This window comes from Gemmatimonadetes bacterium SCN 70-22, from assembly GCA_001724275.1.
In the GTDB taxonomy this organism is placed as follows: domain Bacteria; phylum Gemmatimonadota; class Gemmatimonadetes; order Gemmatimonadales; family Gemmatimonadaceae; genus SCN-70-22.
In genome coordinates this window covers 91,007-105,064 of record MEDZ01000003.1, presented here as the reverse complement: position 1 = coordinate 105,064, position 14,058 = coordinate 91,007, and the positions used below count along the sequence as shown (strand labels likewise).

Sequence of the window (14,058 nt, the reverse complement as noted above, 5' to 3'; positions counted from 1 at the left end):
CATGGATCCACGGGAGCGACATCGACTCCATTCCCTCGTCAGCCCCATCCTGCTCGCCTCGCTCATGGCGCTGATCGTCGTGGGCATTGTGGCTGCGATCCTGGCAGCCAGCGGCTTCCCTGTCGCTCCCGCCTTCGGCGCCCTCGTGCGGGGCGCCGCCGGTAGTTCGTACGCCGTCTTCTCGGCCACCCTCGTGCGCGCCACCCCGCTCGTCCTCACCGGACTTGCCGTGGCGATCGCCTTTCGGGGGGGAATCCTCAACATCGGAGCAGAGGGGCAGCTCCTCGCGGGCGCCACGGCAGGCGCAGCCGTGGCGCTGGCGTGGGGAACGACGTTAGGCATCTTCACGCCGCTCGTTGGGCTCCCGGCCGCTGCAGTCGGGGGGGCGGTCTGGGCCGCAATACCCGCCTGGCTGCGACGGCGATTCGGGGTGCTCGAGGTAATCAGCACGATCATGATGAACTTCGTCGCCCTCTACGCCGTCGGCTACCTTGTGCGCGGTCCGCTTCAGGAGCCCTCCCGCATCTACCCGCAGTCACCGGCGATCCCGCCCGAGGCGCAGCTCCCCGTTCTGATCCCCGGCACGCGCCTTCACGTGGGATTCGCCATCGCAGTCGTCGCGTCGCTGGCCGCGTGGTACGTCATCCGCCAGCGCGCCGCCGGCTTCCGCCTGCGTGTCGTCGGCGCAAGTCCCGCAGCCGCCACGAGCGCGGGACTCGTCGATGTCCCGTCCGTGAGCACGCGTGTCTTCCTGCTGAGTGGAGCGCTGGCTGGGCTGGCCGGAGGGATCGAGCTCAGCGGGGTGACGTATGCGCTCTACGAGAACCTTTCGCCGGGCTTCGGCTACACGGCCATCGCGGTCGCCCTTCTGGCAGGGCTGCATCCGGGGCTCGTCCTCGCCAGCGGCGTCTTTCTTGGAGCGCTCGAGGCGGGTGCCGCCGAGATGCAGCGTGACGCCGGCGTCCCCCTCGTGATAGTGAGCGTCGTCGAGGCGCTCATCATTCTGGCGATTGTGGCTGCCGGCGCCGTGCTCTCGCGCAAGCGACGCGCGGCCGGTGAGGCGGGCGCATGACGGACATCGTCACGCCATTCCTCGAGGCCACCATCCGCACCGCCACACCGTTGGCGCTCGCAGCACTGGGCGAGTCGATCGCCGAACGCTCGGGAGTCATCAACGTCGGTCTCGAAGGCGTCATCATCTGCGGTTGCCTCGGGGCGGTGGTCGGCGCCCAGGGCGGCGGCGTGGTGGGAGGGATGCTGTCCGGGATGGGCGCCGGTGTGGGTGCCGCACTCGTCTTCGCACTGTTCGTCGTGTGGCTGCGCGCCGATCAGATCATCACGGGCACCGCGGTCACGCTTGGTGCCCTGGGGCTCACCGCCGCGCTGTACCGCGCGACATTCGGCACCACGGGCGCCGCCCTTCATGCCGCGACCATGGGGCCACTGCCCGTGCCCTTGCTCAGCGACATCCCCGTACTCGGTCCAGCCTTGTTCCGGCAGCCACCGATCACCTACGCCCTTTACCTCCTCACCCTGGCCACCTGGTGGTTCCTCTACAGGACTCACGCCGGGCTCGGGCTGCGTGCGGTGGGGGAGAACCCAGAGGCGGCACAGGCGGCGGGCATCAACGCGACACGGGTGCAGGGGGGCGCGGTCCTGGCAGCGGGAGCGCTTGGCGGCCTGGCGGGAGCCACGCTCGTCCTCGCACAGGTCGGGACCTTCACCGAGGGAATGTCGGCCGGGCGTGGCTTCATCGCGATCGCGATCGTGGCGCTCGGACGCTGGCACCCGCTCGGTGTTGCCCTCGCCGCCCTGTTGTTCGGAGGCGCCAGTGCGCTCCAGTTCCTCCTCCAGTCCACGGGCACCCAGCTCCCCTACCAGTTGTTCCTGGCCTTTCCCTACGTCCTGACGCTCGTCGTGCTGGCGAGCGGCACGTCTGGCGTACGTCCCCCGGCCGCGCTCGGCCAGCGTGAACTGGGCCCTCCCTGACGTCGTGTTGGCGCTCCTCGCCCTTGCCGCGACAGCGGCACTCGCGGCCTTCATCTGGCACGCCGTCGTCGTGGCGCCGTCGGATGTGCAGCTGACGGTTCTCGACGTCGAAGTCCCGGGCCTTCCCGTCGCCTTCGATAAGTACCGGATCGCCGTCCTCGGGGACTTTCATCACGGACCACAGCAGCCGATCTCGCGCGCGCGCCGCGCCGTGGCACTCGCGAACTCGCACGCGCCTCATCTCGTCGCTCTCCTCGGCGACTATGGAACCTCCGAGTGGTTCGCACCCGCCCTGTCGCGGCGCTGGTACCGTCGGACCTTCGAGCAACTGGGACCGGTCCTGCAGCAGCTTCGCGCGCGCGACGGCGTCGTTGCCGTGATCGGCAACCACGACTACTACGCCAGCGGGGGCGAGACCATCGAGTGGCTCCAGAGGCTCGGCATCCGGGTCCTTCGTGGAGAGGCGCTCGAGCTCCCCTCGACCAGCGGGTCACTGCGAGTCGTGGGGGTGGATGACTTCGAGGAGGGCGAGATCGACGCCGCAAAGGTGGCCGCCCTTCTCGCCGAAGACACACCAACCATCGTACTGTCGCACCATCCCGACGCGACGCAGCATTGCCAGTTTCCCGCCGTACGCTTCGTGCTCGCCGGGCACACGCACGGAGGGCAGGTGGTTCTGCCGTGGATCGGTGCGCCCGTCACACGCTCCAGCCTCTGTCCCCCCGGGCAGCCGTCCGGCTGGGTGGCCAATCCCCATGCGCCCCTCTTCGTCACGAGGGGGGTCGGGGCGCAGGTCCCGTTGCGATTCGGTGCGCCTCCCGAGGTGGTGGCGCTTACCCTGCGCCTCCCTGCCGCCGAGCGAGGGCGCGTGGCCTCGCCCGCCTGACCCTCAGCAGCCCACGTAGGGGCTGTTCCAGCGGAGACGCCAGCGGCGTACTCCGGACCGCTCGAAGAGCGAATACACGACGCCATCCCCCAGGTACCGGGCAAGGAGCATGACGACCCCGCCCCGTGGCACCGTCCGCGCGATCGTGAGCACCTCGCTCGACTCGAGCACCTCCTCGCCGCCAGCTGCACGCTCGGAGTAGGCAATCTCGTATCGTCCGCGACTCGCGCTGTCGCGTTCGGCGATGATGAACAGGTGCTCCTGTTTGGGATTCGCCTCCTGGTTGAGCATGCGGAGCACCTCGGCCACGAGCGCATCGACCCCCGGCGCGGCGGTGAATCGATAGGCACGCCGTACTTGATAGGGGAGGCCGACCATCTCGGCGACTGTGTCGCCGGGTACGCTCGAGGCGATCCGCGCGACGTCCATCGCGAGCCTGGACGAGTCGGCGGATGCCAGGGCGACGATCGAGTCGTAGGCGACCGGTGCGACACGTCCCTTCACGAACCCCACCGCCCAGTTCCGTCCGGCGCTGTCCGCGCCCATTCCCGCCAGCTGCACCAGCGGCCAGCCCGTGCACTCCTCCGGCGCCTCCACGGGAACGATGGCACGGACCGTCGCCTCGCTCACCACTCGTCCATCGGCAAATAGCTCGAACGATGAACCTTTGAGAAATCCGGGATCCAGCTTCGATCCGTCCACCTCGGCATCGGGCGGGAGGGCCGGGAACACCACGGCGGCCACGCCCGCATTGGGACCGATGGTGAGGAAGACCGGCCCCGCCGACGAATCCCACGCCGCTTCCATGCCCACCTCGGCGCTCTCCGTTGTTGCCGGTGGCGGGGGCGAACCCGTGGCGGTATCCTTGCCCGCCGGCAGCGGCGCCCGCTCGCAGGCGACGCCAACCACCAGCAACATCCCGATCGCCACCTGGCGCGCCACTCGACCGCTCATGCGGCGAAATCTGCGCGCGTCCTCCGCGGCGTCAACTGACCCTCGCCCCAGGCATCCCCACCCGGAAGCCTCGCCCCGATGACCCCCAACGCCGCCACCTTCCCACCGGACGCGAGGCTCACCCTGCTCGGCCGACTGGGCCTGAACCGCCCCGACCTGCGCGCCTGGGCGATGTATGACTGGGCCGTGTCATCGTTCCAGACCACCATACAGGTCGCGGTCTTCCAGATCTTCTTCGTCAGCGTCGCCGCCGCGACGCTCCCGGAGAACCAGCGACTCCAGGCCTGGGCCAACGCCAACGTCATTGCCTCGGTCATCGTCGCCGTGATCTCGCCCGTCCTCGGCGCCATTTCCGACGTGGCCGCCGCCAAGAAGCGCATGCTGGCCGTCTTCATGCTACTTGGCGCCGCAGCCTGTGCAGCCATGTTCTTCATCGACACCGGGGAGTGGGTCCTGGCCTCCTGGCTCTACGTCCTCGCGACCATCGGGGCCACCGCGAGCGTCGTCTTCTACGAGGCGCTCCTCCCCCATCTGTGCCGCACGGACGAGATGGACCGGGTCTCCAGCGCAGGCTACGCGTTAGGCTATGTCGGGGGGGGCGTTCTCCTCGCCCTCAACGCCGCCTGGATCCTGGCGCCGCAGGCCTTCGGTCTCCCTCATGGCGAGAACCTCACGCCGGCGCAGAAGACACTCCCGGTGCGACTGGCGTTCCTGTCGGTTTCCGTGTGGTGGCTCCTCTTCTCGATCCCGCTCTTCCGTCACGTCCGCGAGCCCGCCAGGACGCTCGAGCCCGATGAAACGCTAGGACGCAGCCTCCTCATCACACCGTTCCGCCGCATGGGCGAAACGGTGCGCGAACTGCGCTCCTACAAGCAAGCCTTCCTGATGCTGCTGGCGTTCCTCATCTACAACGATGGCATCCAGACCATCATCCGTATGGCCACCGGCTACGCCACCGAGCTGCGGATCCCCGCCGGCCACCTCACGATTGCCATACTCATCGTCCAGTTCGTCGGCATCCCGTTCGCCTTCCTGTTCGGAATGCTGGCGGGCCGTATCGGTACCAAGACGGCGATCTTCCTGGGCCTTGCCGCGTACACCGGGATCAGCATCGTCGGCTACTTCATGCAGTCATCGCGCGATTTCTTCTTCCTGGCCTTCCTCGTCGGCATGGTACAGGGCGGTACCCAGGCGCTCTCCCGGTCGCTCTTTGCCACACTCATTCCCGCACACAAGTCGGGGGAGTATTTCGGCTTTTTCTCCGTCTTCGAGAAGTTCTCGTCGGTCTTCGGTCCGCTTCTCTTCTCGATCACGATCGCCGCCACCGGAAAGAGCCGACTCGCGGTCCTCGGCGTCATCGGCTTCTTCATCGTGGGAGCGGCAATTCTCTCGCGCGTCGACGTTGCCGAGGGGCGCAGAATGGCACGAGACGCAGAGCGTAACCTCGTTCGGCCCGACGCCAGCCCGCTCAGCGGCTGAGGAGGACCGAGGGGGGCGAGGGGGGCGAGGGGGGGCTGACGAAGGGCGTGATCGCGCTCCCGAACAAGGAGCGGGCGGGCACCCTCACCCCTCCCCTCCTGATCGTCTCGGCGGGAGGAACACACCCACGAGATCCCAGTGCCACGCCTCACGGCGTTCGGTCGTGCGCGGATCCTTCAGGGGCTTGTACTGGAGCCGCTCTTCAGGAAGTCCCACTGCGCGCCCATAGGCCAGCAGTCGATCCCGATCGGTCGAGACCAGATGGGCCATGGCTCGCCCCTTCCACACGTGCCGATGCAGCCACAAGCCACCGTCCATCGCGTGGATCATCCCCTCGCGACGGCGCTCGAACTCGATGTAGAGGAGGTATTCGACGATGGGCTCGGTCATGCCAGCCCCGAACAATAACGCACTCCCTACTGGCAGTTGATGAGTCCTTCCACCACGGCTGGCGCCAAGGCGGGAGCACCACCCATGAACAGGGCGCAGGTGATCGGGAAGGCCTGCGGGTGTGTCACGCTCGCGGACCAACCCGCGGCGTTGGCCGTCCCGAAGGTGAACGTCACCCCGGGCGAGGGCTGCAGGTTGAGCGCTGCCAGGTTCGAGGTATACGTCGAGTTCTGGTAGAAGTACGCCTCCTGCGCCGTGGCCAGGTTGCGAAGATCGGACTTCAACGCCGCCAGGTTGGCCTTGCCCTTGGTGTTCTGGAACTTTGGAATGGCAATGGCTGCCAGAACACCAATGATCACGACTACGATCAGGAGTTCGATCAAGGTGAATCCGCTTCGTCGCATGCGCATCTGCGCACCTCAGCTCGCGTGCACTCCATCAGGAACAGCCCCGGAGGGGGGTTCGGCTCTCCCCCGACAAGGCAATGCCGGGGCCGCCGTGCCCGATCCAGACCAAGGGTATGTATCACATAGACTTAGCATCACCGTGTGAGGTCACGCACACCCCTGATCGCCCCTCGATTCGCCTGACCTGGCGCAGGATGCAAGGCGAGGGAGCGATGACCGTCACACTCACTTGGTATCCAGCCAGTTGTCCCCGACCCCCAGCTCGACGAGGAGCGGAACGTCCAGGTCGGCGGCCGATTCCATCTCCGACTTTACCAATCTCGACAGCGAATCCACCTCGTCTGGGGGCGCTTCGAACACCAGCTCGTCGTGTACCTGCAGCAGCATCCGGCTCGCCATTCCCTCCCGGGTCAGGGCCCGGTGTATCCGAATCATCGCGATCTTGATCAGGTCCGCCGCGGACCCCTGGATCGGGGCGTTGGTCGCCACCCGCTCGCCAAAGGCGCGAATGTTGAAGTTCCGGTCTTTCAGCTCCGGGATGTAGCGCCGGCGATGAAAGATCGTCTCCACATATCCCCTGGTCCTGGCGATTTCCACCATCGAATCCAGGTAGGCACGCACCCCGCGGAACCGCTCGAAGTACGTGGCGATGAAGTCCCGCGCCTCGCCGTTGGAGATCTTCAGCTGCCGCGACAGGGCATGTGCCCCCTGTCCATAGATTGTCGCGAAGTTGATCGTCTTGGCGCGCGCCCGCATCTCCGGCGTGACCGCCTCGACGTCAACGCCGAAGATGATCGCAGCGGTCTCCTTGTGGATGTCGCCTCCGGCCTTGAATGCGCGAACGAAGGCCTCGTCGTGCGACAGGTGGGCCAGGAGACGCAGTTCGACCTGCGAGTAGTCCGCGCCAACGAACTTCCATCCCCGTTGCGGCACGAATCCCCGCCTGATATCGCGGCCAAGCTCGCGGCGAATGGGGATGTTCTGGAGGTTGGGATCGCTCGACGACAGCCGCCCCGTCGCGGCCACCGTCTGGTTGTACGACGTGTGCAGCCGCCCATCGCGAGGATGGATCAACGCGGGGAGTGTATCCAGGTACGTCGACTCGAGCTTGGCGAGCTCGCGGTACTCCATGAGCAGCGTGGGCAGGACGTGTCCCTCGTCGGCGAGCTCCTGCAGCACGCTGGCGTCGGTCGACGCACCCGTTGCGGTTCGCTTCTTGACCGGCAGTTGCAACCGCTCGAACAAGACGGTCCGCAGCTGCGGATTCGAGTTGATGTTGAACCGCTCCCCGGCCGCGGCGTAGATCTCTTCCTCCACCCGTTCACGCTCGCGCTGGAACCGCGCCTTCAGCGACCGAAACCATTCCACGTCGATCGACACGCCCTGCCACTCCATTTCCACCAGAACGTCGACGAGCGGCATCTCGATGTCGCGGAACAGCGCCGACATTCCCGCGCCCTCGACCTGCGGCTCGAACACCGTGCGCAGGCGCCACGTCATGTCCGCATCCTCGCAGGAGTAATCTCGCGCCGGCCCTATCGGCACGACATCGAACGGCAACTCCTGCTTCCCCCTCCCGCAGAGGGCTTCGTACGACGTCATTGCATGCTCGAGGAACTCGAAAGCGAGCACGTCGAGCGAATGCGAGCGCCGCCCCGGGTCCAGCACGTAGCTGGCAAGCATCGTATCGAACTCCGCTCCACCCACCGCGATCCCTGCGTTCCTCAGGACGAGGATGTCGAACTTCATGTTCTGGCCGATCTTCGCAATCGCTGGATCCGCCAGAACGTCACGCAGCGGCTGCATCGCATCGCTCGACAGGGGCGGGAGATTCCGCACCGGGGTGGCCCCCGCGGCGAGTGCCCGCGCGGCAATGCTGTCGCCCCCCGGACCGCGATTCGCCCCACCACTCCCGCCGTGCACTCCCGCTCCACCACCCAGCGACAGACTCCCCTGCGCCGACTCCCATGATCGGTGAGCCAGCGGGAGGTAGTATGCCTCCCCGGCATCGAGCGCCACCGAGATGGAGACCAGGGATGCGCGCAGCGGGTCGATCTTGGACGGGCTTCCCGGCTCCGCGACCGTTTCCGTATCGAACGCGAATCGCCCCACCTCCCGAATGCGCTTCACCAACGCTTCCACCCCAGCCGGCGTGTCGACCACGGTATACCGCGTATCCTGCCGCGGCTCGCGCTCGATCGGCTCCTGACTTTCCAGGTCCCGGATCAGCGAAGTGAATTCGAGCTCCGTGTACAACTGCCGCAGCTGCGTGGCATCCGGCTGCTGCCGCTCCAGTGATTCGAGTTCGAGCGCGATCGGAACATTGTCTCGAATAGTTACTAAATCCTTCGACAGCCGCGCCTGCTCCGGGTGCGCCAAGAGTGCCTCCCGCGGCCGCTTCTTCCTCACCTCGGAGGCGTGATCGAGGATCGACTCCAGATTGCCGTACTCGTCGACCAGCTCCTTGGCGGTCTTCTCTCCGATCCCGGGCACCCCGGGAACGTTATCGGACGAATCCCCGACCAGGGCCAGGAAGTCGGTCACGAACGCCGGCGCGACGCCAAGCCGCTCGCCCGCGTTCTCCATGCCAACCCACTGCTCGTCCACGGACGCCGGCCCTCCTCGTCCAGGGTTGAGGAGCCAGACACCCGGACGCACCAACTGCTGGAAATCCTTGTCGCCCGAGACGATGACGACGTTCAGCCCCCGCTCCACCCCCTGCGCAGCCAGGGTCCCAATCACATCATCGGCCTCGAACCCATCTACCGCGAGTATCGGAACCCGGAACGCCGCCAGAAGCTGGGTGATCCGCTCGACGCCCGTGTCGAAGTCTGCCTGCAGTTCCTCGGTGAGCTTCTCCCGCGTCGCCTTGTACGCGGGGTACTTCTCATGCCGAAAGGACAGCCCGGAATCATGCACCCACCCGATATAGTCGGGGCGATGCTTGGTCATGAGCCGCTGCAGGAAGTTCACCACTCCCCACGCAGCCGATGTGTTCTCACCGCGCGCGGTAGTCAGGGGGCGTGAGAGCAGCGCGAAGAACGCCCGGTAGATCAACGCGTAGCCGTCGACCAGGAACAACGTCGGCGAGGACGGAGGTGAGGCTGAAGAGACTGGAGGCACAGCAGCTGCTCAGTGAGGGGGCGAATCGAGTCCCGGTAGCAGCGGTAGCATCGCCGACTGGCCGGGGTTGATGGACAACTCTAGTGACAATCCTCTCGGCATGAGAGAACCCGGGACGACAAGACCGCCTGTCGAACGCGACAGGCGGTCTGCAAGCTCACTTCCTTCCATCACTCGTCTCCGGCTCACTGCGGAAGGACCCGCCGCACCACGGATTCGAATTCCGTCTCCGAACTCATCGTCATCCGCCATCGACCAAATCCCGTCTGGTCGATGAACACGATCTGCAGGCGGTGCTGCCGGTACTCCCAGACCTGCGACCTCCCACGCTGGTTCAGGTCGGCCAGGTTCGGCTCGATGATCTGGTCGGGCGGACCAAGGGCCACAAACGCCCGTCCACGGTCCGTCAGCCAACCGGCTGCCCCTTCCTCACGGAACCGTGCATTCGCCTGCGCGATTCGCGCGAAATAATCACGCAATCCCTCATTTTGGGGGGTTTGCGGCACCGGGTCGGTTTCGCGCAGGAACGCCGCCCACAAGGCCGCGCGGGCGTCCGGAGCAGCATTCCGCATCGCATTCAGGCGACTCATGGAGACGAAGTATCGGAGGTAGTCCAACATCTCGTTGAACGTGGCCACCGGAAGGTCTTCGCCGAACGCCACGAACAGTGGCGCTCGCAGCGTATCCGCGCTCCCCAGGTGCGAGATTCCGATCGTCATGACGCCAACGCCGAGCCGAGCGATAGGCACATTGAACACCCCGGCAAACAGATTCCCGCGCCGCGGCAGTGAAATCGAATCACTCCAGAGGGTCCCAGTTGCCCCCTCCGCCCGCACCGACATTCGCAGTGGAAAAGCCCCGGCGCTGCCATAGCCTTCCACATAGACCGGGAGGATCGTATCCCGGCCAAATACCACCGTGGCGCGTGGCGTCGCCACGAATCGAGGTAACGAATCGAGCGACTCCCTCGGGGCTGCCTCATAGATCGGCACCGGCGACGACACCGAACCATCCACAAATCGCGGCACGCCTACCGTCGCCTCGATCGCGCTCCCTCGGCTGGCCGAATCGTCGCGCACGACGAGGCGGATATCGTACATGCCAGGTGCCAGCGTTACGATCTGCCGGAAGAGTACGCTTTCGTCGCTGCGTTGCGTCTCGCGGAACGCCAGCACGCGCACCGACTCCTTCGAGTTCACGTCGCGGACGACATCCGCCCCACGTTTGACTTCCAGCCCAACATTGTAGGAGGCGCGATACTGGTCACCCTCCCGCGCAAACTTCAGGGCGCGGTTCGCCAGCGAGACAGTCAGGACCACGACGCTGGAATCAGGAGTGGCACCAGCCAGGAAGCTCAATGACCCCACGAACGGGGTCTCTCCCCCCTCGGCAAGCAATCCGAGCCGGCGATAGAGCGCGACGACATCCGGTTGAACCGGGATTCGCCGGGTGCTCACCGCGGCTCCGGGGGGGGTGGCTCCCGGGCCCTGTGGAGCCGTGCGCGTCCCACCGCCCGAGGCGCACGCCGACAACGTGAGAAGGGCTACGAGCGATATCGTGACTTGGTGCATACGACGTCGGTGCATGGTGCCGGGACCTGCTGCGGGATGGATCAACCCGCGGGTGAGGAGTGGAAGATACGTCCCTGGCCAAATCCCAGATATTGCTTGCTGCCCCTCTCGGCGGCCATTAGGTTCGGCGCCGTGTCCAAAGAGAATCTTGTCGGGCGAACCATCGCCGGCTACACGCTCAAGACCCTCGTAGGCGAGGGCGGCACTTCGGTTGTCTACCGCGCAGAGCATCCCACCAACGGCCAAGTAGCCTTCAAGGTGCTCCGTGACAAGTTGCGACTGGAGAAGACCGCGGTCGCTCGATTCAACCGCGAAGCCGAGTTCGGGAAGCGAGTCATTCACCCCAACGTCATTCGCACCATCGAGACAGGGGTGGCGGATGGCCTTCACTACCTCGTCATCGAGTGGGCGCCGGGAGAGCTCCTCGAGCGATATGCCAAGGAGCACGCCCCGCTTCCGCGTGCGGAGGTTGCTCGGATCATCCTGAGCATCGGCGAGGCCGTCAAGGCGGCTCATGACTCCGGCATTGTCCACCGGGATCTGAAACCCGACAACGCCATGTACGATCCCGTTTCCGGCGCCACCAAGCTCCTGGATTTCGGGATCGCAGCCGCAACGGACACCCGACAGGACGAGCGCCTTACCCGGGCAGGGTACTTCGTCGGCACCCTCATGTACGTGGCCCCCGAGGCACTTTCGGGCGAGCTCGTGACCCCCGCCGCGGACCAGTACTCGCTCGCGACCATTGCCTACTTCCTCCTCACCGGGGCCCATCCGTATCTGGCGAAGAGCCCCCGGGAGATGTTCACCCAGCTTCTGTCCCAGCCACCCATCCCCATAAACAAGGCTCGCCCGAATCTCGATTTCGGCGCGCAGGTGGAAGCCATCGTCATGAGGGGGCTCTCCCGGCAGCCCACAGACCGATATCCCGACATCCTCACCTTCGCCAAGGAACTCCACGATGCCCTTCTCGTGGTCACGGCGCCAACCGAGGATGCGGGCCTCCTGTCCAAGGTTCGAGGGCTCTTCCGGCGCTAGCGCTACATGGACACCCGACACAAGCTGGTAACCCTACTCGCCGACCGTAGCGCGCGCAGAGGGCACTTTGTCCTCTCTTCTGGCCGCACATCGTCGCTATACATCGACGCCCGGCTCACCACCATGAGCCCAGAAGGGCTCGCGCTCGTCGGTCCCCTGGGTCTTGCTTCCATCCGCGATGCTTTCGGATCGGTTGACGCCGTCGGTGGCCTTACGCTCGGCGCGGACCCTATTTCCTACGCCATCGCCTACGCAAGCGCACAAACATCCAGCCCGGTCAGGGCGTTCACCGTCCGGAAGGAGCCCAAGGGGCACGGCGCAGGGCGGCAAATCGAGGGTCCCTTCCGCCCCGCCGACCGTGTCGTAGTCATCGAAGACGTCATCACGACCGGGGGGTCCGCTCTGAAGGCCGTCGAGGTCCTCCGTGGCCAGGGTGCCAACATACTCGGCGTCCTCGCGCTCGTTGACCGCGAGGAAGGGGGGAGGGAAGCCATAGAAGCGGCAGGACTCTCGGTCATCTCGCTGGCGACGGCGGGTGAGATCCTGCCCCTACTGCCCCAGCCATAACCGAGCGCGGAAGTCAGCGCTCCGCTCGGGCTGGGTATCCTATCGCTCGCCCCCCCCATGCAGCCACACGCGTGGCTGCCCGAAGGGGTCGAACGTGCGCCACCGCACCAGATGCGGCAGGACCAACTCTTCCCGAAAGTATTCCAGCATTCCCGCACCGTCGTACCGCGCGCGAAAGTCCGTCGCCGAAAGATGCAGCATGGCGCGGACATGCCGGCTGAAGCTCTGCGGTGACGAGTAGTCCAGTTGATTGGCTACGCTGGCAATGGTCACTCCAGGGTTCTCGAACAGGTGCGCAGCGCAAGTAAGCCGGGCATGTGCGAGAAGACGCTTGGGCGCAGGTAGGCGTGCGCGAAAGAACCGGCTCATCAGCGTCCCCGGAATCACCCCCATCCTCGCCGCGAACTCCCGGATGGTCGGCGTCTCCCGACCAACTGTAAAGAGCAGTTCGAAGAATCGCCGAGTGCCCGGAGGCGTCTGCTCCAGATCGAGTGCCAAGCCCGATTCCGCCATCCGCGGCACTGTTGACGCTCGTTCGTTCAGGAGCACGTTCCGGAGCTCACGCCACCCCGTTGGTTCGCGGACATCGATCAACGTCCGTACCCCGCAGTGGCCCAGTGATAGCACCGTTCGCACCGTGCTCTGATCGAGGCCCGAGAGGAGTGCGACCGTGGGGACGCGCGGAAACTCGCGTACCATGCGCGCCATGTTGGTCACGCTCACCCCACGGCACATTGCCGTCGAGACGATGAGGGCTGCCACGTGCCGATTCCGTAGGTCCCGCCAGACGTCCTCGACCGATTCTCGGTGATATGCCTGGATCAGCCCGAGTCCAGCCGCATCCACCCGCAGTCGTTCATCCGGCGTGAGCACTGTGGCCACGTGCGTGACACCAGCTCCATTCACAGCTTGACGCACCTTACCACCAGTGGCTTGCGCCACCATCGCGAGCGTTCGGCAGTCTCGGGAATTCATCGATCTGCTACCTCGTTGGGATCGGAGCGCATACTACGAAGCTCCGTCACCCTGATGTCACCCCGGACATCTCTCCCGGCCCCCATGAAATCGTGATTTCACGCAATTCGTCACGAACACAGAGGCACTATATTTCGGGAGTCAGGTACATGCTGGTCGGATGATCGCGTCGGGAGTGCCGTCAAGGGTACTACTCGCCGAGGAAAGTCCGGGCTCCTTGGACAAGCTGCCAGGTAACTCCTGGGCACGGCCTCGCGGCTGTGACGGATAGTGCCACAGAAAACAAACCGCCGGTTTTTCGAAACCGGTAAGGGTGAAAAGGTGGGGTAAGAGCCCACCGCGCCAGCGGTAACGTTGGCGGCACGGTAAACCCCAGCTGGAGCAAGGCCAAATAGGCGGCGAGAGACAGTCCTTCTCGACCAAGACGCCGCGGGTTGGCTGCTAGAGCGTGCTGGTGACATCACGCCGAGAGGAATGATCATCCGGATCCCAGGATCCGACAGAACCCGGCTTACAGGCCAGCATGTATCTGACGCACCCCTCTCTCAACCGTCCCGACCACTCGAGAACCGGAGCGCTCCGATCCCATCGGATATCGAATTCCGTTCTGGCCCTCGTTTTCGCCACAACGGCGACTGCGTGCACACCATCTCCCACCACACATCCACGCCCTACCAAG

Annotated in this window: 12 protein-coding genes and 1 other RNA gene; 7 read left to right on the top strand and 6 right to left on the bottom strand. The window is 65.6% G+C overall.

Annotated features, from left to right (window positions below):
• Position 1: 1 nt before the first annotated feature.
• From ABS52_01920 to ABS52_01910, 3 genes are read left to right on the top strand one after another with little or no spacing between them, the layout of a single operon-like run.
• A complete protein-coding gene (locus tag ABS52_01920) occupies positions 2-1,072 on the top strand; it encodes a hypothetical protein (GenBank protein ODT04933.1) in 1,071 nt (356 codons plus the stop codon).
• Entirely contained in the window at positions 1,069-1,989 is a 921-nt protein-coding gene (locus ABS52_01915) for a hypothetical protein (GenBank protein ID ODT04932.1), read from the top strand. The genes ABS52_01920 and ABS52_01915 overlap by 4 nt, the downstream gene beginning before the upstream one ends.
• A complete protein-coding gene (locus tag ABS52_01910; protein ID ODT04931.1) occupies positions 1,970-2,875 on the top strand; it encodes a hypothetical protein in 906 nt (301 codons plus the stop codon). The genes ABS52_01915 and ABS52_01910 overlap by 20 nt, the downstream gene beginning before the upstream one ends.
• A gap of 3 nt (positions 2,876-2,878) precedes the next feature.
• Here ABS52_01910 and ABS52_01905 read toward each other — a convergent pair whose 3' ends face one another.
• Positions 2,879-3,817 (bottom strand): hypothetical protein, encoded by a 939-nt coding sequence (locus ABS52_01905; protein ID ODT04930.1) that lies wholly within the window; start codon positions 3,815-3,817, stop codon positions 2,879-2,881.
• A 90-nt stretch (positions 3,818-3,907) separates the two neighbouring features.
• Here ABS52_01905 and ABS52_01900 point away from each other — a divergent pair, with 90 nt between their 5' ends.
• Complete coding sequence (locus ABS52_01900) at positions 3,908-5,308, top strand: MFS transporter (GenBank protein ID ODT04929.1); 1,401 nt, start codon at positions 3,908-3,910, stop codon at positions 5,306-5,308.
• 84 nt (positions 5,309-5,392) lie between these two features.
• Here the strand turns inward: ABS52_01900 and ABS52_01895 are convergent, their stop codons facing one another.
• The 4 genes from ABS52_01895 to ABS52_01880 form a co-directional block, all read right to left on the bottom strand.
• Positions 5,393-5,698, bottom strand: a complete 306-nt coding sequence (locus ABS52_01895; protein ID ODT04928.1) for a hypothetical protein — start codon at positions 5,696-5,698, stop codon at positions 5,393-5,395.
• Between the two features lie 26 nt (positions 5,699-5,724).
• Entirely contained in the window at positions 5,725-6,108 is a 384-nt protein-coding gene (locus ABS52_01890) for a hypothetical protein (GenBank protein ODT04927.1), read from the bottom strand.
• A 222-nt stretch (positions 6,109-6,330) separates the two neighbouring features.
• Positions 6,331-9,228, bottom strand: coding sequence for a DNA polymerase I (locus ABS52_01885; GenBank protein ID ODT04926.1), 2,898 nt, complete (start codon positions 9,226-9,228; stop codon positions 6,331-6,333).
• Between the two features lie 185 nt (positions 9,229-9,413).
• Complete coding sequence (locus tag ABS52_01880) at positions 9,414-10,547, bottom strand: hypothetical protein (protein ODT04925.1); 1,134 nt, start codon at positions 10,545-10,547, stop codon at positions 9,414-9,416.
• A 510-nt stretch (positions 10,548-11,057) separates the two neighbouring features.
• Here ABS52_01880 and ABS52_01875 point away from each other — a divergent pair.
• Both ABS52_01875 and ABS52_01870 read left to right on the top strand, forming a co-directional pair.
• Positions 11,058-11,837, top strand: a complete 780-nt coding sequence (locus ABS52_01875) for a hypothetical protein (protein ODT04924.1) — start codon at positions 11,058-11,060, stop codon at positions 11,835-11,837.
• 6 nt (positions 11,838-11,843) lie between these two features.
• The gene (locus ABS52_01870) at positions 11,844-12,404 is read left to right on the top strand and encodes an orotate phosphoribosyltransferase (GenBank protein ID ODT04923.1); all 561 of its coding nucleotides are present in this window, start codon (positions 11,844-11,846) and stop codon (positions 12,402-12,404) included.
• 39 nt (positions 12,405-12,443) lie between these two features.
• Here the strand turns inward: ABS52_01870 and ABS52_01865 are convergent, their stop codons facing one another.
• Positions 12,444-13,139, bottom strand: a complete 696-nt coding sequence (locus ABS52_01865) for a hypothetical protein (protein ODT04922.1) — start codon at positions 13,137-13,139, stop codon at positions 12,444-12,446.
• 388 nt (positions 13,140-13,527) lie between these two features.
• Between ABS52_01865 and rnpB the strand changes: the two genes are divergently transcribed.
• An RNA gene (gene rnpB / locus ABS52_01860) (RNase P RNA component class A) lies at positions 13,528-13,909 on the top strand.
• Positions 13,910-14,058 lie beyond the last annotated feature (149 nt).

Excerpts from the sequence above, each read along its gene's own strand:
- ABS52_01920 (ODT04933.1), top strand. The coding sequence starts at position 2 with ATGGATCCACGGGAGCGACATCGACTCCATTCCCTCGTCAGCCCCATC.
- ABS52_01915 (ODT04932.1), top strand. The coding sequence starts at position 1,069 with ATGACGGACATCGTCACGCCATTCCTCGAGGCCACCATCCGCACCGCC.
- ABS52_01900 (ODT04929.1), top strand. The coding sequence starts at position 3,908 with ATGACCCCCAACGCCGCCACCTTCCCACCGGACGCGAGGCTCACCCTG.
- ABS52_01895 (ODT04928.1), bottom strand. The coding sequence starts at position 5,698 with ATGACCGAGCCCATCGTCGAATACCTCCTCTACATCGAGTTCGAGCGC.
- ABS52_01865 (ODT04922.1), bottom strand. The coding sequence starts at position 13,139 with ATGTGCCGTGGGGTGAGCGTGACCAACATGGCGCGCATGGTACGCGAG.
- ABS52_01890 (ODT04927.1), bottom strand. The coding sequence starts at position 6,108 with ATGCGCATGCGACGAAGCGGATTCACCTTGATCGAACTCCTGATCGTA.
- ABS52_01870 (ODT04923.1), top strand. The coding sequence starts at position 11,844 with ATGGACACCCGACACAAGCTGGTAACCCTACTCGCCGACCGTAGCGCG.